This window comes from Oceanobacillus caeni (genome assembly GCF_042678465.1).
Classification (GTDB): Bacteria; Bacillota; Bacilli; order Bacillales; family Amphibacillaceae; genus Oceanobacillus; species Oceanobacillus caeni.
In genome coordinates this window covers 3,137-28,009 of sequence record NZ_JBHTKV010000033.1, presented here as the reverse complement: position 1 = coordinate 28,009, position 24,873 = coordinate 3,137, and the positions used below count along the sequence as shown (strand labels likewise).

Annotated in this window: 18 protein-coding genes; 3 read left to right on the top strand and 15 right to left on the bottom strand. The window is 37.6% G+C overall.

The features are described from left to right. Positions 1 to 191 precede the first annotated feature (191 nt). From ytvI to ACFQ18_RS16105, 3 genes are all read left to right on the top strand, one after another. On the top strand, positions 192 to 1,247 hold the full coding sequence (gene ytvI, locus ACFQ18_RS16115; RefSeq protein WP_204798496.1) for a sporulation integral membrane protein YtvI: 1,056 nt from the start codon (positions 192 to 194) through the stop codon (positions 1,245 to 1,247). Positions 1,248 to 1,639: 392 nt separating this feature from the next. Beyond that, positions 1,640 to 1,825, top strand: coding sequence for a hypothetical protein (locus ACFQ18_RS16110; protein WP_379566745.1), 186 nt, complete (start codon positions 1,640 to 1,642; stop codon positions 1,823 to 1,825). Continuing rightward, entirely contained in the window at positions 1,822 to 3,264 is a 1,443-nt protein-coding gene (locus ACFQ18_RS16105) for a sodium:solute symporter family protein (protein ID WP_204798497.1), read from the top strand. The genes ACFQ18_RS16110 and ACFQ18_RS16105 overlap by 4 nt, the downstream gene beginning before the upstream one ends. 205 nt (positions 3,265 to 3,469) lie before the next feature. Here the strand turns inward: ACFQ18_RS16105 and purB are convergent, their stop codons facing one another. From purB to ACFQ18_RS16030, 15 genes are all read right to left on the bottom strand, one after another. After that, positions 3,470 to 4,774 carry an adenylosuccinate lyase gene (purB, locus tag ACFQ18_RS16100; RefSeq protein WP_204798498.1) on the bottom strand — a complete coding sequence of 435 codons (1,305 nt, stop codon included), beginning with the start codon at positions 4,772 to 4,774 and terminating at the stop codon, positions 3,470 to 3,472. 75 nt (positions 4,775 to 4,849) lie between these two features. After that, a complete protein-coding gene (locus ACFQ18_RS16095; RefSeq protein ID WP_204798499.1) occupies positions 4,850 to 6,139 on the bottom strand; it encodes an adenylosuccinate synthase in 1,290 nt (429 codons plus the stop codon). Positions 6,140 to 6,175: 36 nt separating this feature from the next. After that, the gene (locus ACFQ18_RS16090) at positions 6,176 to 6,910 is read right to left on the bottom strand and encodes an exonuclease domain-containing protein (RefSeq protein ID WP_204798500.1); all 735 of its coding nucleotides are present in this window, start codon (positions 6,908 to 6,910) and stop codon (positions 6,176 to 6,178) included. Then, on the bottom strand, positions 6,900 to 7,889 hold the full coding sequence (locus tag ACFQ18_RS16085; RefSeq protein ID WP_204798501.1) for a DUF294 nucleotidyltransferase-like domain-containing protein: 990 nt from the start codon (positions 7,887 to 7,889) through the stop codon (positions 6,900 to 6,902). The genes ACFQ18_RS16090 and ACFQ18_RS16085 overlap by 11 nt, the downstream gene beginning before the upstream one ends. Positions 7,890 to 8,045: 156 nt before the next feature. Continuing rightward, on the bottom strand, positions 8,046 to 9,353 hold the full coding sequence (locus ACFQ18_RS16080; RefSeq protein ID WP_379566742.1) for an ammonium transporter: 1,308 nt from the start codon (positions 9,351 to 9,353) through the stop codon (positions 8,046 to 8,048). A gap of 59 nt (positions 9,354 to 9,412) precedes the next feature. After that, positions 9,413 to 11,263: an asparagine synthase (glutamine-hydrolyzing) gene (gene asnB / locus ACFQ18_RS16075; protein WP_204798503.1), complete on the bottom strand. Its 1,851-nt coding sequence runs from the start codon at positions 11,261 to 11,263 to the stop codon at positions 9,413 to 9,415. Between the two features lie 37 nt (positions 11,264 to 11,300). Then, positions 11,301 to 12,635: a type I glutamate--ammonia ligase gene (gene glnA, locus ACFQ18_RS16070; protein WP_204798504.1), complete on the bottom strand. Its 1,335-nt coding sequence runs from the start codon at positions 12,633 to 12,635 to the stop codon at positions 11,301 to 11,303. A 7-nt stretch (positions 12,636 to 12,642) separates the two neighbouring features. After that, entirely contained in the window at positions 12,643 to 13,548 is a 906-nt protein-coding gene (gene dapF, locus ACFQ18_RS16065; RefSeq protein ID WP_204798505.1) for a diaminopimelate epimerase, read from the bottom strand. Between the two features lie 14 nt (positions 13,549 to 13,562). Continuing rightward, positions 13,563 to 14,804, bottom strand: a complete 1,242-nt coding sequence (locus tag ACFQ18_RS16060; protein ID WP_204798506.1) for an LL-diaminopimelate aminotransferase — start codon at positions 14,802 to 14,804, stop codon at positions 13,563 to 13,565. Positions 14,805 to 14,822: 18 nt separating this feature from the next. Continuing rightward, a complete protein-coding gene (locus ACFQ18_RS16055; protein WP_204798507.1) occupies positions 14,823 to 16,301 on the bottom strand; it encodes a glutamate synthase subunit beta in 1,479 nt (492 codons plus the stop codon). A 16-nt stretch (positions 16,302 to 16,317) separates the two neighbouring features. Continuing rightward, a complete protein-coding gene (gene gltB / locus ACFQ18_RS16050; protein ID WP_204798508.1) occupies positions 16,318 to 20,826 on the bottom strand; it encodes a glutamate synthase large subunit in 4,509 nt (1,502 codons plus the stop codon). 341 nt (positions 20,827 to 21,167) lie between these two features. Next, complete coding sequence (locus ACFQ18_RS16045) at positions 21,168 to 21,956, bottom strand: helix-turn-helix domain-containing protein (RefSeq protein WP_204798509.1); 789 nt, start codon at positions 21,954 to 21,956, stop codon at positions 21,168 to 21,170. Positions 21,957 to 22,120: 164 nt separating this feature from the next. Further along, entirely contained in the window at positions 22,121 to 22,687 is a 567-nt protein-coding gene (locus ACFQ18_RS16040) for an NADPH-dependent FMN reductase (RefSeq protein WP_379566738.1), read from the bottom strand. A gap of 12 nt (positions 22,688 to 22,699) precedes the next feature. Then, positions 22,700 to 23,758, bottom strand: coding sequence for an LLM class flavin-dependent oxidoreductase (locus ACFQ18_RS16035; protein WP_379566748.1), 1,059 nt, complete (start codon positions 23,756 to 23,758; stop codon positions 22,700 to 22,702). A gap of 200 nt (positions 23,759 to 23,958) precedes the next feature. Then, a complete protein-coding gene (locus tag ACFQ18_RS16030) occupies positions 23,959 to 24,396 on the bottom strand; it encodes a MarR family winged helix-turn-helix transcriptional regulator (RefSeq protein WP_145523841.1) in 438 nt (145 codons plus the stop codon). Positions 24,397 to 24,873 lie beyond the last annotated feature (477 nt).

The window sequence follows — 24,873 nt, the reverse complement described above, 5'->3', positions numbered from 1 at the left end:
GAAAGCGAGCAAATACAATTTGAACGTAAAAGGCAATTTGAATCCTTTGTAAAAGAAAGAAAACTCAAGAAAAATCCCTCATTTCGCAGGTACGCAAAAAAAATATATAGCAAATTATTTACTTAAGTATTGGAAACAATTGGATACCCCATACTATAATAAAAGTATTCGTGATTGAAAGGAGTTTTTATTTGGCTAAGTTTTTTACAACAAAACGAATTGTTATTGCAGTTTCACTCCTATTAATTGCAATCATTCTATATTTCTATTCTTCCGCTTTCATGCCTTTAATATTAGCCACGGTTACGGCTTTCATCTTAGAACCTTTAGTTCGGTTCCTACAGAAACATTTAAAGCTGAAAACTAGGTTACCAGCAGTATTAATTTCATTTCTATTATTTGTTTTAAGTATCGCCTTCATATTCTATGTTGCTATCACTAGAGTCGTAAATGAAACGATACGATTTGCAGAAAGATTACCTTATTACATTATTGATATCAATGTCTTCATCGAAAAATTGCTCGAAGATATTAATAAAACTGCAGCAGGGCTTCCACCTATCTTTATAAATGAAATGGAAGGACAGGTTTCTAACCTTCTAGAATGGTTAACCAATATGGCACAAGGAATGATACCAATACTAGCAGGTTGGATCCAAGGAATTCCAAATTTAGTCGTTGTTATTATTATCTATTTAATCGCGTTATTTTTAATAAGTATAGACCTTCCAAAATACAGAAAAATATTTTACTCCAAATTCCGTGAAGAAAATGCTGAAAAAATCCAATATATCTTACAACGCTCCACACGGTTTTTTACAGGCTTTATAAAAGCACAGCTTTTAGTTAGTATTATTATTTTTATCGTAACGTATATCGGTCTAATCTTTATTTCTCCACATAATGCACTTGTTATGTCCTTAATTGTTTGGTTTATCGATTTAATTCCAATTATCGGTTCCATTGTTATCCTTGCACCATGGGCATTATTTGATTTAATAGCTGGAGATACGAATACAGGAATTCAATTACTTGTTTTAGCTGCCATATTATTAATCATACGCAGAACGGTCGAACCAAAAGTTATGGGAGACCAAATTGGTTTACCTCCACTTCCAACTTTAATTGGTTTATGGTTAGGTTTGTACTTCTTCGGCATCATTGGATTGATTATCGGTCCATTATCCATCATCGCCATACTGTCAGCAAAAGAAGCTGGACTTATTAAGTTAGATTTTAAAATATAATTAACCAAGATCAAAAGCGCAAGCGCCCTTACAGGCTAAGAACGCGACGTCCTGTCGCAACGCCTGTACTCGCACATCCTGTGCTTCGTAGCGACGTACGGAGGTAAAGGGAGTTTCGCTGGGCGCTGGAGCTGGACGTGGCCTTCCTTATGACAAGATTTAATAAACTAAATTTTTATATTTTCTTATCTTGAAATGAAACCATCAAATAATGAATGGTTTCATTTTTTTGTCTGGAAGTGTTATCTACTGATTTTTTATTTAAATATAGAAAAAAGTAGCACAATTTGTTATGATATGAAAAACCCAACTATTTATGGACCGACTTATACCTATATTGTGAAAAACTTCACGATATGAACAAACAATTTTTAGAGAAGGAAGGGGTTATCTTGAAAGACGAATTAAAATGGGGACTTATGATTTTACTTTTTGTTCTTATGGCCTATATCCTCCCCTATACACTACTTACAAATGTTACAAAATGGTATGGGAGTTTCTTCGTTTGGATCATCCTAGCCATCATCGTTATTGGAATTAATTATTTTATCACAAAGGATTGGGGTAAAGAGAAATGAGTACTACTTTCGTATGGAGCGCCATTGCTATTTATGTCGCAGTTGCCATTTTCATTGCATTTTTGTCAAGATCAGGAAAACAAAATAACATGAGCAGTTACTTTCTTGGAGACCGAAAGATGAATGGGTTTGTGTCTGCACTCAGCTATAGTGCCACAACTTATAGTGCATTCATGTTAGTAGGACTTGCAGGTCTTACATATAATGGTGGGGTTGGAGCATTAGGTTTTGAACTGATTTATTTAATGGGGGTTTCCCTTGTTGCCTTTTTTGGACCTAGATTTTGGAAAGTAGGAAAGAAATTCGGTTATGTAACCCCATCCGAAATGTTAGGTGATCGCTACGATAGTAAAACTGTAGCAATTCTCGTTGCTATCTCAAACTGCATTTTTTTAATTCCTTATAGCGCGGTTCAATTGTCAGGTGTTGGGTACTTATTACAAGGCGTGACAAATCATGCTATTTCCTTTTCTACTGGTGTTATTCTTGCTACAGCATTAGCTATTTTCTTCACTTATATCGCAGGAATTAGATCAGTAGTATGGACAGACTCTCTACAGGCACTTTTTATGATTGTTACTTCTACGATTGTCGTGCTTGTCTTAATTAAAGGTCTTGGTGGCTTTGGTGGTTTCTTTGGGACACTTGAAACAACATACCCAGAATACTTAACCGTGCCCGGAAATGGCTTTTTTAGCTTTCTAAATTTTTTAGGGCTAAGTCTACCTTGGTTTTTCTTTAGTTTATCCAACCCACAAGTTAGCCAAAGATTGTATATGCCTTCATCATTAAAAAGTATGAAACATATGCTTATGGGCTTTCTAATATTTGGATTTATTTATACGATTGTAGCAGTTATTTGGGGTTATTCTGCATTAATCATGTTCCCAAATCTAGATAATGCAGACATGGCAACACCATTAGTCCTTCAATCTGATTTGGTACCACCGATTTTAGGGGTTATCGTGATGGTAGGAATTATGGCAGCTGCTATTTCGACTATTGATTCGATTTTACTCACCCTTTCATCTTTATTTGCTAGAGATGTCTATGGGAACGTGAAGAAAAATACAAGTGATTCCGCACAACTTAAAGTTGGTAAAATTGTCATCCCTGTCATTGCTGCTTTGGCATTTATCTTTTCATTATTGAAAGTTAATTTGATTGCAGTTCTATCCGTTTCCTCCTCCGCTGGTTTACTAGTTGTTGTACCAGCCATCATTGGGGCGTTCTTTTGGAAACGAGGAACTGCGGCTGGTGTAATTTCTAGTGTAGTAGTTAGTGGATTCATTGTTATTATCCTAGAATTGATGCAAGTAAAGCCTTTTGGTTTGGCTTCTGGACTTTGGGGTATTCTTATTTCAACGATTCTTTTCGTTAGTGTAAGTTTGATGACAAAAGCACCGGTAGGAAAGGCGAAGCAATTTCTATATGGATAATATTTAAAAACTTGGGAGATGAAGAACCACCTGTTTTTTACTATGTATCGTCCTTCATCTTCCAACATTAGAAAACTTGGCGTTCGCAAAGCCTTTGGGTGAATGCCGTGAATATTAGATTCACTTCGATTAACGAATTCACGGGCACAAGTATTCTTGAAAAACTTTTTTTGCCTTTCCTTCATTTAGAAGTTCAGCTTTCATGTTATCCCCCTTCCGATAGCCTTAAACGCTCAAATATAACATCAACATTTTTCAAATGCCATGTGTAGTTAAAGCAGTCATTAATTTCTTCCTGGGTAAGGGTTTGACTGATTTGTTCATCTTGTTCCACAAGTTGTTTGAAATGGGTTTCTGTTTCCCATGCCTCCATTGCTAATGGCTGAACAATGTCATATGCCGCTTCCCTTGCCATTCCTTTATCAATTAATTTAAGTAATACACGTTGGGAGAAAATAACGCCGTGCGTTTTATCTATGTTACGCTTCATGTTTTCTGGAAACACCGTCAAGTTCTTCACAATATTACCGAAGCGATTTAACATATAGTTAAGTGCAATCGTAGCGTCTGGTAAAATCACACGTTCTGCTGATGAATGGGAAATATCTCGTTCATGCCATAAGCTAACATTTTCATAAGAGGTCACCATATACCCTCGCAAAACACGCGCCATGCCTGTCATATTTTCTGAACCAATCGGATTACGCTTATGTGGCATAGCTGATGATCCTTTTTGGCCCTTAGCAAAACGTTCCTCTACTTCCCGAGTTTCCGTCTTTTGTAACCCGCGAATTTCCGTTGCAAACTTTTCGATAGAGGTTGCGATTAATGCAAGTGTCGATATGTATGCAGCATGGCGGTCACGCTGCAAAGTTTGTGTTGATACAGGTGCAGGTAGAAGCCCGAGCCTTTCGCAAACATATTTCTCCACAAATGGATCAATATTTGCATAGGTACCAACCGCTCCGGATAATTTTCCATAAGCCATATTACTAGCTGCCAATTCAAAGCGCTCTAAATGACGTTTCATTTCTTCATACCAAATTGCCAGTTTGAGTCCAAATGTGGTTGGTTCCGCATGTACTCCATGTGTACGCCCCATCATAACGGTATGTTTATGTTCGATGGCTTTGTTTTTTAAAATTTCAATGAAGTTATGTAAGTCTTTACGGAGAATTTCATTTGCTTGTTTGATAAGGTAAGAAAGAGCAGTGTCGACCACGTCTGTAGAAGTTAATCCATAGTGAACCCATTTACGTTCTTCTCCTAATGTTTCTGATATTGCACGGGTAAAAGCAACTACATCATGACGGGTTTCTTGTTCAATTTCCTTTATTCGTTCGATATCAATGGATGCATTTTTACGAAGTTGTATCACATCTTCTTTTGGAATGACGCCAAGTTCACTCCATGCTTCACATGCTAAAATTTCTACTTCTAACCATGCTTCGAACTTATTTTCTTCTGTCCAAATCTTTCCCATTTCCTCTCTGGTGTAGCGTTCAATCAATGTTTTTCCTCCTCGAATATTTCAATTTGCGTTAACACTTGGTCCTCTTAGTCACTAAATCATGTAGCAGATTACTTATGAACGATAAACACTTCTCACTACATTTGTTTGTGTACGATCTGGACCAACAGAGAAGATGGATAATGGAATTTCTGTTAATTGAGAAATACGTTCTATATAATGGCGAGCATTTGCAGGCAACTCATCTAAACTTCTCACACCAGTTATATCTTCTTTCCAACCAGGCATCTCTTCGTAAACGGGTTCACATTCAGCTAATACGTTAAGACTTGCTGGGAATTCATTTATGATTTCTCCTCTATATCGATACGCTACACAAATTTTTAGTGTTTCAATGCCTGTCAAAACATCAATAGAATTAAGTGAAAGATCGGTAATTCCACTCACACGTTGGGCATGTCTTACTACGACACTATCAAACCAACCAACACGACGCGCTCTACCTGTTGTTGTTCCATATTCACGACCAACCTCACGAATTTGATTTCCAATCTCATCATGTAACTCCGTAGGGAATGGTCCATCACCAACACGGGTTGTATAGGCTTTAGAAACACCAACTACATGATTAATCTTTGAAGGACCGACACCCGAACCAATGGTTACTCCACCAGCTATTGGATTCGATGATGTTACAAATGGGTAGGTACCTTGGTCGATATCAAGCATAACTCCTTGAGCTCCTTCAAATAATACACGACGACCTTTATTCAATGCATTGTTTAAAACTACCGATGTATCACAAACATAGGGCGCCATTTTTTGACCATACTCATAATACTCATCTAAAATATCTTCTACTTTCATCGGCTTTACTTCATATATTTTTTCAAATAACCGATTTTTCTCTTCTAAATTCTGCTTTAATTTTTCCCGGAATACTCCTTTGTCTAGTAAATCTACAATACGAATTCCCATACGGGCCGCTTTGTCCATATAGGCGGGGCCAATGCCTTTTTTTGTTGTCCCAATTTTTTGCTCTCCCTTTTCTTCTTCTTGTAGGATATCTAGCTGTATATGATAAGGTAAAATCACATGTGCCCGATTACTAATTCGGAGATTATCCGTTGATATATTGTACTCGTGTAGATAGGCCACTTCATTCACAAATGCTTTTGGATCAATGACCATTCCGTTTCCAAGTACACAAATCTTTTCTTTGAAAAAAATACCAGATGGAATTAAATGTAATTTATATGTTTCATCATCAAATTTAATTGTGTGTCCAGCATTATTCCCACCTTGATAGCGAGCAATAACTTCGGCATTTTGTGATAAAAAGTCTGTAATTTTCCCTTTTCCTTCATCGCCCCACTGTGTTCCAACTACGACTACTGATGACATAACACACCTCCATGAATTTTATTAGAGTATTTCCACTTATTTTATCCTTGCTAATCGTTCATATACATCTTTTAATGTATAACATCCTTCATCTCTAAGTTTCTTCAGATAAAGTTGCCACAACTTTGCAGTCATCCTCGCATCTCCTAAAGCATGATGTCGATTTCGAGTCTCCAGTCCTGATAATCTGCAATAATCATCAAGACTTACAACATTTTTATCTGAATTTACTAAGCTAAATACTAAGGATGTATCCACTATTCGATGTTTATATGGTTTTCTAAACATCTTCCAATTGGCATGCTGCAGAAACTTCTTTTCATGACTAGCATGATGCGCAACAAGGGTATCCTTCTTAACAAATTGGTAAAAATGAATAAGTACTTCAGACAAGGGAGGAGCAGTTTGTAATTCCGATTCATCAAGTCCTGTTAACTTCTTAATAGAAGGAGAAAGCTCTTCCTTATGGGAAACTAGTGAATAAAACGTTTCACTATCACTCATTTGTCCATTTTTCACCTTTACTGCACCAATGGAAAGAATTTGATCACCTCGTTCAGGAAAGAAACCCGTCGTTTCAAAATCAAATACGACGACGTTTAGTTCCTGTAGAGAGATATATAAACTTTTCTCTGTCTTCAACTCTTTTTCCAAACTTCTTAAAAAAGCAAGATGTTTTAGGTCAGACTTTCCAATAAATGGCGTATAAATATTAGATGAGATTTTTCCATGGAACTGCTTCATAAACTGAATCAAAGGGTTATCTTTCATTCTTTATGCCCCCTTGTACCACCATATTTGTAAATGATTGGAGATTTTCTAAATCTTTAAATATTTGTTTAATCTCACGCCTTTCCAACTTATTTAGCGTTTTTACATGAAGATAACGTCCATCCTTATAACTTTTTGTGTCCCTATGTAATACTCGATAATGCATAAGCTTCTTAAAATTAGAATGATGGGTATCCATTATCTTTTTGTACAGATCATATTTACAAAGTGCTTCCATTCGAGACAATGTCGAGGTTGAATCAATTTTTTCTATTATGGACAATAATCGAATAGCGTTAACATAAGGAAAGATTGCTGTAGCTTTTAAATCCATATAACCAGTATAAGGTCCTGAAGAAACAGTCAAAAACTGGTTAAATAAACCAATTGCTTTTACGTGATATTTCGTATTTTCTAGTAATCTTTCTAATAATGCCGGTTGCTTCTCAATGATTTGATAAATCATTCTTTTTAAAGACATGACCCTATTCTCGTCTCCAACAACTACTCTCGCATCTATAAAAATTAATAAATACCTGAATGATTTCCATGTATCATCCTTGATCCACTTTTTAATCTGAATTTCCCAATCCTTGTTTGATTGACACCATAATGGGTTAGAACACATTACGTTCCCTTCACATAGAGGATAACCAACATCATTCAAAGCCTGAATAAGCTTCTCCCCAAAAATTAAAAAATAGGAAGCGCAAGACCCACTTTTCTCTTCATATAGGATGCCATGATCTTGATCACTAATGATAGCCTGTTCGCATCTTCCCGCACTCCCCATTAAAAACCAAGAAAACTCGCAAGGTGCCGGGCCATATTCTTTCTTCATTTCCTTCCATGTAATCTCAAACACATTTTTTATAATAAACTCATGAGAAAGTTGTAAAGCTTCCGTACTCTTTTGGTATGTTAATAGATTGGCATCATACAAGCTTTTTAAAGTTTGATAGCATTCATTTCCCTTCAAACATTTCACCTGTTTCAAGAATTAAATATCTTGGTTTCATCATAAATCCCCCCTGTACTTTTTCTACCAAAATGATTAGAAGTAAACATGTAACCCTTCCGTAAAAAGTTTCGATGGGTTACATGTTTTTCACGGCATGATTGCCAATAGATCACTTTATTCGTTTAATGGTCTGGAAGGTAAAACATTGGTTAATGCGACTGTTGGGATATCTTTAGTTGTGAATGCTTCAGGATACCCATAGCTACCATGTTCACTTAAATCTAGTCCTATTAATTCTTGTTCTTCTGTTACTCTAAGTCCTCTCATTACTTTTCTTATTACGAGTAGAAGGACATAGGATACACTAAATGCATAAGCTGCTGATACCATAATCCCCAGTGCCTGAACTCCAAGCTGGGTGAATCCTCCTCCATAGAATAGTCCCGCTTGACCTACACTTGCTAATTCTGGAGTAGCAAAGAATCCCGTTGATAACGTTCCCCAAACTCCTGCAAGTCCATGAACAGATAGAGCATATATTGGATCATCGATTTTACGTCTTTCAAAGAATCTTACACTATAAAAAACGATGATTCCTGCTACAAACCCTATGACTACCGACGCCCACGTTTCTACAAATGCACATGATGCTGTAATCGCAACAAGTCCAGCTAATGTTCCATTCAGCATGGTCGGAATATCCGACTTACCTAATACAACCCATGAAATAAGTAAAGCACTAATGCTACCAGCTGCTGCCGCTAAAGCTGTATTTAAAGCAACAAAAGCAAAAAAACCATCTTCTACTCCTAACGTACTGCCTGCATTGAATCCAAACCAACCAATAAATAAAATTAAAACACCTAATGCCGTGTAAACCTGATTATGACCGCTTAACTGATTGGCAGTGCCATCATTGTTATATTTACCAATTCTCGGTTTTAGTAGAGTCGTAGCTGCTAAAGCTGCCATTGCACCTGTTAAATGAACGACGGTTGAACCAGCAAAATCTTGTTTCCCGTGCTCTGCTAACCAGCCACCACCCCAGATCCAATGAGCTACTACCGGATATACAAGCGCTGAAAAAAGGACCGCAAATACAAGATATACTAAGAGCTTTGCCCTTTCCGCAAATCCACCCAAAGCAATCGCCAAAGAGATTCCTGCAAACGCAAGCTGGAATACAAAGAAAGCAGTTGTTGAATATGGGCTTCCTTCTACTTCTACACCTGAATAGAAGAAATCCGACATGCCTACGAAGAAGTTTCCATTTTCACCGAATATAAATCCGTAGCCTACTGCCCAAAATACGATGGAAGCTATCCCAAATGAAAAGATGGTCTTTCCTGCAATATGACCTGCATTTTTCATTCGTGTCGATCCCGCTTCTAGTAATATGAATCCACCTTGCATGAAAATGACCAAAATAGCACCTAACATAATCCATACACTATTTAAATAAAACAAGTTCTCCAATTTCATTCCTCCTCCATTCATATTCTTTTATATATGTAACAGAGGAAAATACCTCTGTTACATGTCTAGTTATCTACAATGTTAATATTGTAACGTTCAAGCCATGTATTAATTTGAGAGAGATGAGCGATAAGTTGTGGGCCAGTCATAAGCTGCCCAAACCAAGGGACTTTGAAAGAAGATCCGTCTGAGTTGATAATATCTTTTACTTTTTGCTTTGAAACGATCTCCAATATTGGCGATGATGGATTGTCAAGGATTCTCATTAGCTTAGTCTTAACTAATTTCAAATAATTAGGATGATAGGTTTTCGGATATGGACTCTTTTTACGATAAAGAACATCAATAGGAAGAACTCCTTCTAACGCTTTTCGTAAGATCCCCTTTTCGCGGCCATTCAGCATTTTCATCTCCCACGGAATGTTCCACGCATATTCTACAAGTCGATGATCAGCAAAAGGGACACGTACTTCCAAGCTTGCCCCCATGCTCATTCGATCCTTTCGTTCCAATAATGTAGGCATAAACCAAATCATATTTAAATAAAACATTTCCCTACGGCGTGCTTCAATTACTGCTTCTCCTTCTAATGGAGGGACTTCATGAATCGTTTCGTTATATCGCTCCATGACATATTCATTTAACCTTAGTTTCTTTTGCCAATGTGGGAGCAATAACTCCTGTCTTTCCTCCAGCGACCTCATCCAAGGGAACCCATTCGCATGTAAGATATCTTCTCGATAGAACCATGGATAGCCACCGAATATTTCATCCGCACATTCCCCTGATAGAGCAACGGTAAAATCTTGCTTCATTTGCTCACAAAACCATAATAGCGATGCGTCCACATCTGCCATACCAGGTAAATCCCGCATTCTTACTGCCTTATCTAAGAAATCTACTAATTCCTCATTCCCAATAATAGCTGCATGATGTTTTGTTTTTAAATACTTCTCCATTTTTGTAATCCAAGGTGCGTCTTCATCGGGTTGGAAGGAGTTTGATTTAAAATATTGATTATTTTGTTCATAATCAATGGAATAAGTGTGTAGTTGCCCCCGTCCTTCCTTCTTAAAATAATCAGCAGCAACGGAACAAATCGCACTCGAATCAATTCCACCTGATAAAAAGGTACAAACAGGGACATCTGCAACTAACTGTCGTTTGATAGCATCTTTTACAAGAAATGAAACTTGTTCTACTGTCTCATCAAGCGAGTGTTGATGGTTTTGACTTTTTACATTCCAATAACGCCATTGTTTCAAACCATTTCGATTAAAAACTAAAGCATGTGCTGGGCGAAGTTCTTGAATGCCCCGAAAGACGCCATGACCTGGGCTTCTAGATGGACCCAAGCCGAATACTTCCCGAAGTCCATCCCAATCCACCTCAGCCTTCATCTTTGGATGAGCCAGCAGTGCCTTTATTTCTGATCCAAATAGAAGAGATCCATTTCCTTCGTGGTAAAAAATAGGCTTCACTCCTAAACGGTCTCTTGCTATATAAAGCTGTTCATTCCCTGGATCCCAAATAGCAAAGGCAAAAATTCCATTTAAATGTTCTACACACCTTTCACCCCATTCGATATATGCAGTAAGCAATACTTCCGTATCCGAGTAGGTCTGAAAAGAGTATCCCCTTTTCAACAATTCCCTCCGAATATCTTCTGTATTATAAAGCTCTCCATTATATACAATCCTATAAGCCCGCCCATTTTTTTCCTTTTTCATTGGCTGAGTACCACCAACAGGGTCGACAACGGTGAGGCGTGTATGACCAAGTGAAATATGCCGTGAGCTCCATACATTTAAAGCATCTGGACCTCGCATAGACAGGGTTTCTGCCATTTTTTTCATAACAGATATACGTTGTGTTAAATCATGATGCCAATCTACCCATCCTACTATTCCGCACACTTTATATCACTCTTTCTTTTGGGATTTGGTAATTTCTTTAATACTGTGTTAGATATTGTTCTCGTTCCCATGGATGTATTTGAGTACGGAACATATCCCATTCAATTTCTTTTGCTTCTACAAAATGTTCAAACAAATGGCTACCCAAAGCATTCGTAATGACTTCATCCGCTTTTAGTGATTCAAGTGCTTGTGCCAATGTCGCTGGTAAATCAATAATGCCAACTTCCTCACGTTCCTTTTTGGACATAACATAAATATTTTGGTCTACTGGCTCTGGAGCTGTTAAATTATTTTTTACCCCATCTAATCCTGAAGCTAAGAGGACAGCCATTGCTAGATAAGGATTTGCAGATGGATCAACACTCCGAACTTCTACACGAGTACTTATACCACGCGAAGCTGGAATACGAATAAGTGGGCTTCTATTTCTTGCTGACCATGCCACATAACAAGGTGCCTCATATCCAGGAACTAACCTTTTATAAGAATTAACAGTTGGATTTGTAACAGCTGTGAAACTTGTTGCATGTTTTATTATCCCTGCTATGAAGTTTCTTGCTGTATCACTTAGTTCTAACGATCCATTTTGATCATAAAAGGCATTCTCTTCACCTTTAAATAAGCTTAAGTTACAGTGCATGCCTGACCCATTTATTCCAAATAGTGGCTTTGGCATAAAAGTTGCTAATAAACCATGTTTACGGGCAATCGTTTTTACAACAAGTTTAAACGTTTGAATATCATCACAAGCTCGTAAGGCATCTTGATATTTAAAGTCTATTTCATGTTGCCCTGGCGCAACCTCATGGTGAGACGCCTCAATTTCAAAACCCATCTCTTCCAATTCCAACACAATATCCCGTCTACAATTTTCTCCTAGATCTGTTGGTGCAAGATCGAAATAACCACCATGATCATTCAGTTCAAGTGTAGGTTCGCCTTTCTCATCCAGTTTGAATAAGAAAAATTCGGGTTCAGGGCCAACATTGAAATGGCTAAATCCTAGTTCCTCCATTTCCTTTAACACCCTTTTCAAATTATTACGAGGATCTCCTATAAATGGAGTTCCATCAGGGTTATAAATATCACAAATAAATCTAGCTACTTTTCCTTTTTCTGAAGTCCAAGGGAAAATAACGAATGTATCTAAGTCTGGATATAAATACATATCTGATTCTTCAATTCGTACAAACCCCTCTATAGATGAACCATCAAACATCATTTTATTGTCCAGTGCTTTGGATAACTGACTAACGGGTATTTCAACATTTTTTATCGTTCCAAATAAATCAGTAAATTGTAAACGAATGTAACGTACATTTTCATTCTTAACTAATTCCAATATTTTGTCTTTGTTCATATCCTTCATCTCCTATTTATCTATGACCTTCTTGAACAACTTCTTTTATCAAGGAATCTTTATACTTTAATTCACCATGGCATATATAAGCAGCTTCTCCCCTTTTCCAAACATGACCTTGTTCATCCCATCTTATGGTCAAATCCCCTCCAGGAAGATGAACGGTTATAGGTTCATTTTTATCAAGAAACTCATTCAATGTGGCAGCAACCACTGCAGCACAAGCACCTGTACCGCAAGCCATTGTTATTCCCGACCCTCTTTCCCACACTCGGTAATCCATCTCCTTGGGCCCTTTCATTTGAACAATTCCTACGTTTACCCGATCTGGAAATAAACTGGAATGTTCGATAACAGGACCTATCTCCTCTAACCGAACTTCATTCACTTCATCAACAAAGATTATCGCATGTGGATTCCCCATTGATACACAGGTCAGATGATACTCTTCTTCAGCAATGGTATGGGCTTCATTAATTGCCGCAATGAACGGATCACCTTTCATTGGAATCATTCCTTTTAATAGTTTCGGCTCCCCCATACCCACGTTGACATATTCAACAGATTTTTTATTGCCTAATCCCACCTCTACCTCAACGCTGACAACCCCGCCTAATGTTTCAATCGTAAATCGAGGTTTCGTTACATACATGTGATCAAAAAGATACTTTGCAACACACCGCAAACCATTCCCACAATTCTTAGCCTCCGAACCATCTTCATTAAAGATTCTCATTTTAAAATCAGCAATCTGCGAAGTACAGATGAGAATAATACCATCAGAACCAATCCCAAAGTTGACGTCCGAAACCTTTCTTGAAAGATCAGGATATTCATGTTCTTCTAGTACATTTTGTGGATCGTCCAATTGATTAAATAGACAATAGTTATTGCCCAATCCATGCATTTTTGTAAACATCATTCCTTCTTTCCCCCTTAAAAGATGAATTTGGAAGTAGATAGCCTTGCTCTTATTTCATTGAAAATTCGTTGTTCCTCCTCCCAACCATTAGCTTCAAAAGTAACGGAAAAGCGTACATATGAGCCTGCATCATCCCATGGAACAGTGGATATTAAATGCTCATTAATTAAATATTGGCTAAAATCTTCTGCTGAATAAAACTCTGGACCATTTTCTACTGCCTTTGGAATCTTTGTATATAGGAAAAAGGAACCTTTTGGTTTTTTTGTATCAAATCCGCAGTCATTCAAAATTGCCGATAAAAGATCATGACGCCCTGAATATCTAATAGCTGTTTGTTTCGTTATATTAGGTTGGGATAAAGCGTAGGATGCAGCTTTTTGAATAGGAATAAATTGACCGGAATCATAGTTATCCTTTACCGCCACAAATGCAGAAACAAGTTTAGAGTTACCTGCAATAAACCCAATGCGCCATCCTGTCATATTGAACGATTTAGATAAAGAATGCAGTTCTATACCTACCTCTTTCGCACCTGGAATCGATAAGAAACTAAGTGGTTTTTCATTATCAAATACAAGTGCTGCATATGCTGCATCATGGACAACGATAAGCTCATGTTTTTTAGCAAATTGCACGACCTCTTCAAAAAATTCCCTAGTCGCTACAGCTCCTGTTGGATTGTTTGGATAGTTTAAATAAAGTAATTTAGACTTTTTCAGTACACTATCGGACAATGTATCTAGTTTTGGAAGAAAGTCATTTTCTTCGAGAAGTGGTAAGTGTACGACTTCCCCACCTAGATATTTCGTATGCGTTCCTAAGATTGGATAGTTTGGTGACGACATTATCGTTATATCACCGGGATTGATAAATGCTGTTGGAATCATGGCCAATGCTGATTTAGATCCAATGACATGATTAATTTCCGCTTCAGGATCAAGACCATCTACCCCAAATACTTCTTTCATATAGCTCGCTGCAGCTTGCTTAAATTCTAGTATTCCGTTATCAGCATAAAAGCGATTTTCTGTTTTTTCCGCTTCTTCTGCTAATCTTCTAACAACGATATCATCCGCCATAGAGTCTGGCTCACCGACACCAAGGTCGATTAACTTCTTCCAAGGATTACTTTGCAACGCTGCTCTTTTCGCTCTTTTTATTTTTTCAAATTTATAGATTTCATCCCTCATACCAAATTGCGCTCCACCTATTCGGTCCGCAAATAGTTGTTGTATATAATCCGTTGCTAACAAATTGATTCCTCCATTTTTTCACGACATCTTTCTCATCATGTAATCATGACATTCCATTGCGGCTTCTTTTCCTTCCTGAATCGCCCAAACTATCAAACTTGCTCCTTTTCTAGCGTCACCAGCAGTAAAAACACCTTCTTCGTGTGTCTGATATGCGTTCTCCTTAACAGCGATATTCGAGCGTTGATTGACTGTTATTTTTCTATCATTTAACTTTTCTGTTTCAGAACCCTCAAAGCCGATAGCTAGTAGGACCATTTGGGCTGGCCAATCTTTTTCGGTCCCAGGAATAATTTCTCTTACTTTTTGACCTTTTTCATTAAATGTCGTTTTAACACGTGCACTCTTTACACCTGATACTCTTCCATTTTCATCACGAATAAATTCTACTGTAGTTGTAGCAAATGCTCTTGGATCGTGTCTGAATACACTAGTAACCTCTTCCTGTCCCGTATCCACTTTGTGAATAATTGGATATTGTGGCCAAGGATTATCATCAGCGCGACTATTGGGACGAGTTGGGTAAATATCAAATTGAACAAGACTCTTGCAGTTTTGTCGTATCGCAGTAGAAACACAATCTGTTGCTGTATCTCCCCCTCCAATAACGATGACATCTTTTCCTTCTGCAGAGATAAAATTGCCATCTGCAAAATTAGAATCTAGTAAACTTTTCGTATTTAGATGTAAATAATCCATCGCAAAGTAGATGCCATCCAATCCTCTTCCTGGAACTGTTAAGTCCCGCGGTCGAGTAGAGCCAATACATAGAACAACCGAATCATTCGCCGCACGCAATTGTTCTAAGGATATATGTCTTCCTACTTCCGTATTAGGCACAAATCGAATTCCCTCTTCTTCCATTAATTTGATTCTGCGATCGACTATTTGTTGCTCTATTTTCATCTTAGGAATTCCATAAGTTAGCAATCCGCCAATTCGATCGGCACGTTCATAAACCGTTACCGAGTGACCTTGTTGGTTTAGAATAGATGCACAAGAGAGACCAGCCGGCCCTGAACCAATAATGGCGACTGTTTTACCTGTCCGTTGCATCGGAATCTGTGGCTGAACCCATCCTTCTTCAAATGCTTTATCAATGATGGCACGTTCAATATTTTTGATCGTGACAGAATCAGTCGCAAGCGAGGCAACACATCCTCCCTCACAAGGGGCTGGGCAGGCGCGTCCAGTAAATTCTGGGAAAGGATTCGTCCGGCTTAAACGCTCATATGCCTCCTGCCACCTTCCTCTATAAACGAGATCATTCCATTCCGGAATAAGATTATATACCGGGCATCCAGTTGTCATACCTGCTAGCTCACTCCCGCTTTGACAAAAAGGAACCGCGCAATCCATACATCGTGAGGCCTGGGTGCGTAAAATTCCTTCAGAGGGAAGCTTGGCAATTTCCTTCCAATCCTTCACTCTTTCCAACGGATCACGATAACGTAATGAACTCCTTTGTTGGTCGATAAATCCTGTTATGTTTCCCATCTATCTAACCCCCTATCTAAATTTCAACTGTATTGTAGTTAGTTGTTCTTTGTTTGGATTTAGCAAGAACTCTTTTATACGTCTCTGGAATGATTCGCACAAAACAAGATTCATAGGAGCACCAATTTTTCAAAATATTTTTAGCTACAGTACTTTTTGTATATTGATAATGTTGATTGATTTGCATTTTAATAAAGTCCATTTCTTCCTTATCCTCTAATGATTCAATCAATACAAGTTCTTGATTGCATAGTTTATTGAATTCCTCGACATCATAAGCTAAAACATATGCTATTCCACCTGACATTCCTGCAGCAAAGTTTTGGCCTACTTCTCCAAGAATGATGACTCTTCCTCCTGTCATATACTCACAACCATGATCGCCGATTCCTTCCACAACTACATGGGCACCACTATTTCTTACACAAAATCTTTCTCCTGCCATACCTCGTATATAGGCTTCTCCACTCGTTGCTCCATAAAACGCTGCATTACCTATAATGATGTTTCTCTCAGCTACTAAAGTTGATTTAGTTGAAGGGTGAATGGCAACTGTTCCACCAGATAACCCTTTTCCGACGTAATCATTAGAATCTCCTTCTAATGTTAGAGTCACTCCACCCGGTAGAAATGCTCCAAAACTTTGACCAGCAGAGCCGGTAAAATGAATGTTTATCGAACTTTCCTGTAACCCTGCCGCTCCAAATCTCGTTGATATTTCACTCCCAAGTAGCGTTCCAACAGATCGATTGATATTTCGAATCGGAAGCATTGCATGAATGGACTCCTTATTTTGCATTCCTTGTAGACATAATGGTAGAAGTTCCCTACTATCCAACGTCAGATCAATTTCATGTTCCTGCTCTTCTTTAGGTTGCTTTTCTAAAAAGGAATCATAGAAAATTGGTGATAAATCGAGTTTTTGAGCTTTCCAGTTAGCTGATTTAGCTGGTCGCAGTAAATCCGTTCTTCCGATCATTTCATCCAATGTTCTGAACCCCAATGCAGCCATATATTCGCGAATTTCTTGAGCAAAGAAATGCATCAATTGAACAACATGATCCGCAGTACCGGTCATATTTTTACGAAGAATTGGATTTTGGGTCGCTATTCCAACCGGACACGTATCTAAATGACAAACTCTCATCATGATACAACCAAGAGAAACCAGCGGTAATGTTGAAAAACCATATTCTTCTGCGCCTAGAAGTGCAGCTATGACCACATCTCGGCCACTCATTATTTTCCCATCCGTTTCCAACGTCACCTTATGTCTCAACCCATTTAGTTTTAATGTTTGGTGCGTTTCAACAAGCCCTAATTCCCAAGGCATCCCAGCATGTTTTATACTAGATCGGGAAGCTGCTCCAGTCCCGCCATCATAACCACTAATTAAAATCACATCCGCTTTTGCCTTCGCTACACCTGCAGCAATGGTACCAACACCAGATCCGGAGACTAATTTGACATTAATTCTTGCTTTAGGATTTGCATTTTTTAAATCATAAATAAGTTGGGCCAAATCTTCAATCGAATAAATATCGTGATGGGGTGGTGGTGAAATAAGTTCTATACCTGGAGTGGAACCCCTCGTTTTCGCTACCTCTGGTGTTACTTTATGGCCTGCCAATTGTCCACCTTCACCAGGTTTCGCTCCTTGAGCCATTTTAATTTGGATTTCGTCGCTATTAACAAGATAATGGCTTGTAACCCCAAATCTTCCTGATGCTACTTGTTTAATTCTGCTAAATTTTGAATCACCATTTTCCATGGGTGAAAACCGATTAGGATCTTCTCCTCCTTCCCCACTATTGCTCTTTCCACCAATTCGATTCATTGCAATTGCTATTGCTTCATGAGCTTCTTTGCTAATGGATCCGTATGACATCGCTCCTGTTTTAAATCTTTTAAAAATCGATTCAATTGGTTCAACTTCTTCAATAGGGACAGGTTTTATTTTATAATTGAAATCTAGTAACCCACGCAAAGTCGTCTTCTGGCTAATTTCCTCGTTTAACAGACTGCTATATTTTTTATATAATTCATAATCTCCTGTACGAACGGCATGTTGTAAGGAATGGATGGTTTTCGGTTGGAATAAATGTGTCTCGCCCCCATAACGCCATTGAAGGTCTGAACCAGTTTCTAAACCTAATTCTTTGGTCTCAAATGCACCACCATGCCGTAAACGGACTTCTTTGGCAATGTCTTCTAACGTCAATCCGCTAAGCTTTGAAGATGTATTAGGAAAATAACAATCGATCACTTCATGACTAATTCCTAATGCCTCAAAAATTTGAGCACCTATATAACTTTGAACAGTTGAAACACCCATCTTAGACATAATTTTCAGTATTCCATTTGTGACAGATTTCACATAATTCTTAGATGCATCCTTGATAGAGACTGCATACTCCGTTGCTCCCACTAATCTTGGAAGTGATTGGTATACAAGATAAGGATAAATAGCATTTGCACCATATCCAAGTAATGTTGCAAAATGATGGACTTCCCTAGGTTCACCAGATTCTACAATTAAGCTGACTTTACTTCGTTTTCCGGTTTGAATTAGATAGTGATGAACTGCGGATACAGCAAGCAATGAAGGAATTGCTGCATGATGTTTATTAACCTTTTGATCACTAAGGATGATGATATTACTTCCTCTTTCAATCGCTTCATCTACTTTTATAAACAATTCATCAATTGGTGTATTCAAATCTCCCTGAACAGGGAATAAAGTTGATATACACTCTGATTTCCAGCCGTTAGACTGTAAATTCTGAATCTTATCCATGTCTGAGTCTAGTAAAATTGGTGTTTCTAAACATATTTTTCTAAATTCTCCTTTAGAAGGTTGAAGTAAATTGCCATCCATCCCTAACATGACTTTAACTGAAGTAACCGTCTTTTCCCGAATCGCATCTATTGGTGGGTTAGTAACTTGAGCAAATCTCTGCTTAAAATAATTGAATAATAGCTGAGGTGTACTTGATAATACAGCTAATGGAGCATCATAACCCATGGATCCAATGGGTTCCTTTCCTTCCAAAGCCATTGGTTTTAAAACTTTATCCCACTCTTCATTGGTATATCCAAAGATCGCCTGTCTTTTAAGAATTTCTTCTTCTGATATTCCCTTGGATTTGCCCCTACCTTCAGTGGTTTCTTCTAATGGTACGATGTTTTCTTCTACTAACATTTGATAAGACCTTTGGTAAATAATATGACGTTTTATTTCTTCATCATTAAACAAGCGCCCTTTTTCTAAATCTACTAATAGCATTTGTCCTGGTTTCAAACGATCTTTACTAACGATTTTTTCCTCTGGAATATCAACAACTCCTACTTCAGACGAAACGCATATAAAGTCATCGTCTGTTACAACAAACCTCGCTGGCCTTAGCCCATTTCGATCAAGCCGCGCTCCGATTAATTTACCATCTGTAAATGCCATTGCCGCTGGTCCATCCCATGGTTCCATTAAGCCGCTGTGATACTGATAAAATGCCTTTAATTGAGTATCCATTAACTCACTTCTTTCCCATGATTCTGGAACCATCATCATCATCGCATGCGGCAGCGACCATCCAGATAAGACAAGAAATTCTAATGTATTATCAAACATCGCAGAGTCACTACCATCTGGGTCAATAATAGGAGTCAAATTCTCAACACCTTCTATTAAATCTGTTTTGAATGTAGCTTCTCTAGCTTTCATCCAATTTACATTTCCGTTAATGGTATTGATTTCACCATTATGTATCACATAACGGTTAGGCTGTGCCCTTTGCCAACTTGGAAATGTATTGGTACTGAAGCGATTGTGGACCATCGCCATAGCTGACTCATACAATTCACTATTTAAATCAACATAATATTCCTTCAGCTGTTCAGGCAGTAATAAACCTTTATAGATAATCGTTCTTGCTGAAAAACTGACAACATAATATGGTTCTTCCTTTGCGAACTTATTATGTTTAAGTGCCTTTTCAATTTTTCTTCGGACTTCATATAATTTTCTTTCAAACTTTATATCTCCAGGCTCGTCATAGGGAGACTTAACGAAAATTTGTTTTATCTCAGGTTGTGTCTCTTTTGCTTGTCGATTTAAAGTTTTATCATTTGTAGGAACCTTTCTCCAATCGATCAATTCTAGATTTTCCCTATCAAGAATATCCCTTATGATTTCTTCATAACATTCCCTAGCAGTGTTTTTCTTCGGAAGAAAAAACATACCGACTCCGTACTTTCCTGCATCAATGAGAGGTTTTCCAGCCATTTTCCATTCTGTTTGAAATAATCTATGAGGGATTTGTGTTAAAATTCCAGCCCCATCTCCTAACCTATTATCTGCACCGCGTCCTCCACGATGATTTAGCCTTTCAAGTGCTGTTAATGCTTGGGATATAATGAAGTGTGTTTGCTCGCCTTTGATATTTGCTAGCATCGCAATACCACAAGCATCATGTTCAAACTCGGAATCATACATCCCTTGTTTATCTATCGTCCATGTCCGGTGCATTTTTATCCTCCTTATTTCTTTGTTACTTTTCTTAGTTATCATATTAATACATTGATTTTAAAAAATATTTAGAGTTATTAACGTAACATTTGCACTTATTTGACAATAAACAGAAATACATATGTTAACGGTCTATCAGTGAATAACGTTCGTATTTTCTATTTATTTCTTATTTTCTATACTATCATTTATTAAATTTTTTATATTTAGACTTTCTGTTGATTGATTTGGATTTATTGACGTGTAGTTACAACTACCTTATATCTCTGCACAATAAATAAGGTTGCCACGGGATTTTTATCAAATCCCTTAGCAACCTGTTACCATTCATATGAAATTTTTCACCTTACCTCTGAAGGGTTTTTACCAGTATATTGTTTAAATTGTCTACTAAAAAAGTGCAAATCATTATATCCAAGAGCATATGCTACTTCTGTTACTGTCATCCCGGTAAAATGTAGTAAATGTTCTGCACGTCTTATGCGAGAATAAACGATATAAGATTTAACTGTATGTCCAATAATTTGTTTAAACTTTTGGGAAAAATACCTCTGGGAAAGATTGGCACGTGTAGCTAAACTTTCAATCGTATGCGGTTCTCCAGGGTGTTGCTGAATGTAGTTGGCTATTTCTCGAATCGTTTCCAACAAATTAATACTTGTATCACCTAATTCAGCTCCTTTTTCTTGTTCTTCTCTTAATAAATGTATCATTAATTGCTTCAAGATTAATTTCCCTTCAATTTCCGCACCATATGTTTTGACTAAAAACAAACGAACGTATCGGGTTAATAGTGATTCAAAACTAATCGTATTTTCAAGAATTCGATGGGAGGAAGGGATCAGCCGAGGCGTTTCTTCCATATCAAAATGAATGTAAGTTAGTGTTAGGGGATCTTGTGGGTTATGTGTCGCTTCTGTCACATCACCTGGTTTAAACAAGAAGCAATTCCCTTTACCTACATGATATGACTTTTTATTTAATAGGACATTACCCTCACCACTCCAAACATAGAATAAATCATAATTAGGCATTGGATTATCTCTTTTTCTCCACTTCCAATTCGGTTCACAATGAATGGTAGCTAATGCTGGTTTCAACAAAAAATGATCAGGATTTAGATATAACATCCAGCTCTCCTCCTTCCGAAGATGAGAAACCTACTATTATAGTTTAATCTATGATATACAATAAATGTCAACCAAAGGTTGCGAATTTAATGATTTTTCATAGTCCTTTGGGCGAATACCTTAGTTGCACTTATACAAGAGAAGAAAATTTATCTCTACCCTGTTTAAAAATCATACGCTTCTTCTTTAGCCTTACGAATATTCGAATAGGTCTCAGTTAACACTACTGTATCTTCAACTAAGCGTTGAATCCGGAAGATAATATCATCATTGATGATTTCTTTCCTGTAGAAATCCCTTTCTTCAATAAATACATACGATGGAACAACTTGTGCTTTCATATAAGATAAAATCGGTTTTAATTGTTGTTCTATGATTAAATAATGTTTAGGTGATCCAGCAGTAACAAGGACACTAACGATTTTATCCCGAAATGACTTTTCAGGAAGCAAATCAAATATATTCTTCAATGTAGCTGGAATCGATGCTTGGAATATTGGTGTGCCAATGATGACGGCATCTGCTTCCATGATTTGTTTTGTTACGAATCCAGTATCCCCCTCATATTCCAAGTAATTTCGTCCATCACTAAATTGAATATCGTAATCTGCTAGGTCAATTAGATTAAATTCTACTTCTGGATATTTTTCTAAGATTTCTTTGGATAGGTAATTCATTGCTGTTCTAGTTTTAGAACCCACAATGGAACCAGATAAACCTACTATTTTCACACTTATTACCTCCTATTGTTTTGCTGTATATTTTTTAATAGCCGGTATAATTTCGGTACCAATGATTTCAATATTTTTCATTATCCTGTCAAACGGAACGCCACCAAATTCCAATTGTGCCATGTATCGTTGATGACCAAATTGTTCATGTTGATACAATATCTTTTCAATAATTTCTTGAGGGCTTCCCACAAGCATGACACTCCGTTTGTCCGCTCCTTGTGCAAATAGTTGCTTAGCAAACCCTCGTCCATTCGTTCGTTTCATCCCTTCATTGATGTGAGGATAATATTCCCTTAATGCTTGTTGTGTTGTTTCGGCTGTATAGAAAAACCCTGTTGTTGCAACTGGAAAATCTGCCGGATCATACCCGGCTTGGGTTAAAGCATGACGATAAGTATCAACAGATGTTTTAAAATGTGATACTGGTCCACCGAGCATTGCTAAGGCCATCGGAACACCTTGAAAGCCTGCTTTAAAAGCACTAGCAGGAGTGCCACCAACAGCTCGCCAAATCGGCATAAATCCTTCTTTTGGTCGTGGCAATACTTTTGCATTTCTTAAAGGTGCTCGAAAGTTCCCGCTCCAATTGACAACTTCATTTTCATTAATTTGTAGTAACAGTTCAAATTTTTCCTCAAATAATTCTTCATAATCACGAATATCATAACCTAATAATTCAAAGAGTCCAATCCTCGAAGCTCGGCCAGCAATAATTTCTGCACGACCATTAGAAATTAGATCAATAGTTGCAAAATCCTCAAACACCCTAACTGGGTCGGATGTAGAGATAATGGTTGAAGAACTTCCTATTTTTATTTTCTCAGTTGCTTGAGCTATTGCTGATAATACAACTGAGTGTGCTTGCGTAGTAAAATATTCTTGATGGCTTTCACCAATACTAAAAAAATCAATGCCTGCTTGATCAGCTAATTTTGCAGTTTCAACAAGTTCCTTAAGTCGTTGCTGTGCGGAAATCCGCTCACCTGTTTGAGGATTAGATAAATGATCACCTAATGAATACAATCCAAACTCCAATCCCTTACTTTGATCTATTCGGTATTTTTCCATGCCCATTTTTTTGTCACCTTTCTTTAGTTGGTTTGTATTTTCGACTATTGGTTTCGTATATTCCGGTATGAGTAGTGAAACTAAGCTTTTTTGCGCTTGTTCCGGCATTCATAGCTCCGATGAGTGCTAAACTAAACATTTAAGAAACTTCTTACCATCAGTTTACAAGTCAAGTGATATCATAAAAAATAAATGGTTAATTACTTTCCCATTTTACCTTCCGTATTTTTTTGTAATTTAGTCATGAGCTTGTATAAAGTTTTTTGCTCTTCCTTTGTTAAGGAATCATTAAAAAGAGACGTTTGGAAGTTTTTTTGCTGTTCAAAAACCTCTTCTATTTTTTCTCTACCTTCTGAAGTGAGAGTAATCCATTTCGTTTTCCAGTCTTGCTTTCGCTTTATATATCCCTCTTGCTCAAGTCTGGTGAGCATACGGGAAATTCCACCCTCTGATACCGTTAATTTAACAGCTAGTTCACTTTGCATGATAGGCTGATAATTAGAAATCTGCGTAAGAACATCAAACTGTGCTGCGGTAATGCCAAATTGCTTTAAGAAATCATTCGATAATAAATTACTTTGATGCGTAAACCGCGCGATACGCAACCAGAGCAGTACACCTAGTGTATTTTTTCTCACCGTACTCACTTCCTTTCGTTACTATCACTTTACACCTCAAGTTATAAAAAGACAAGGGATGTTTATTACAGGATGATTTTAGACGATTATACCGTTATAACCTAAGATTCAAACAAACGTTTGATTCATATTTCAAAACCACTGAATACTTGTTCTATATTAAGGAGGAAGCTATATCTTCCACGAAATACAGCTTATTCTTTTCGCATCACGGGTGAAAGTGAGGAGTAGAATTGATAGGTTTTAAGAGCTACGAGACCTGCCATTTCCACCAATCATACCGTCCAAGCATAAGTGCTGATATCCTAAGCACGTGCTACCGATATCTCGAGTACGAGTCCTGATATCACAAGCATGAATGCTGATATCCCGAGCACGTGTACCGATATCACAAGCATGATGCTGATATCCCGAGCACGTGTACCGATATCACAAGCATGATGCTGATATCCCGAGCACGTGTACCGATATCACAAG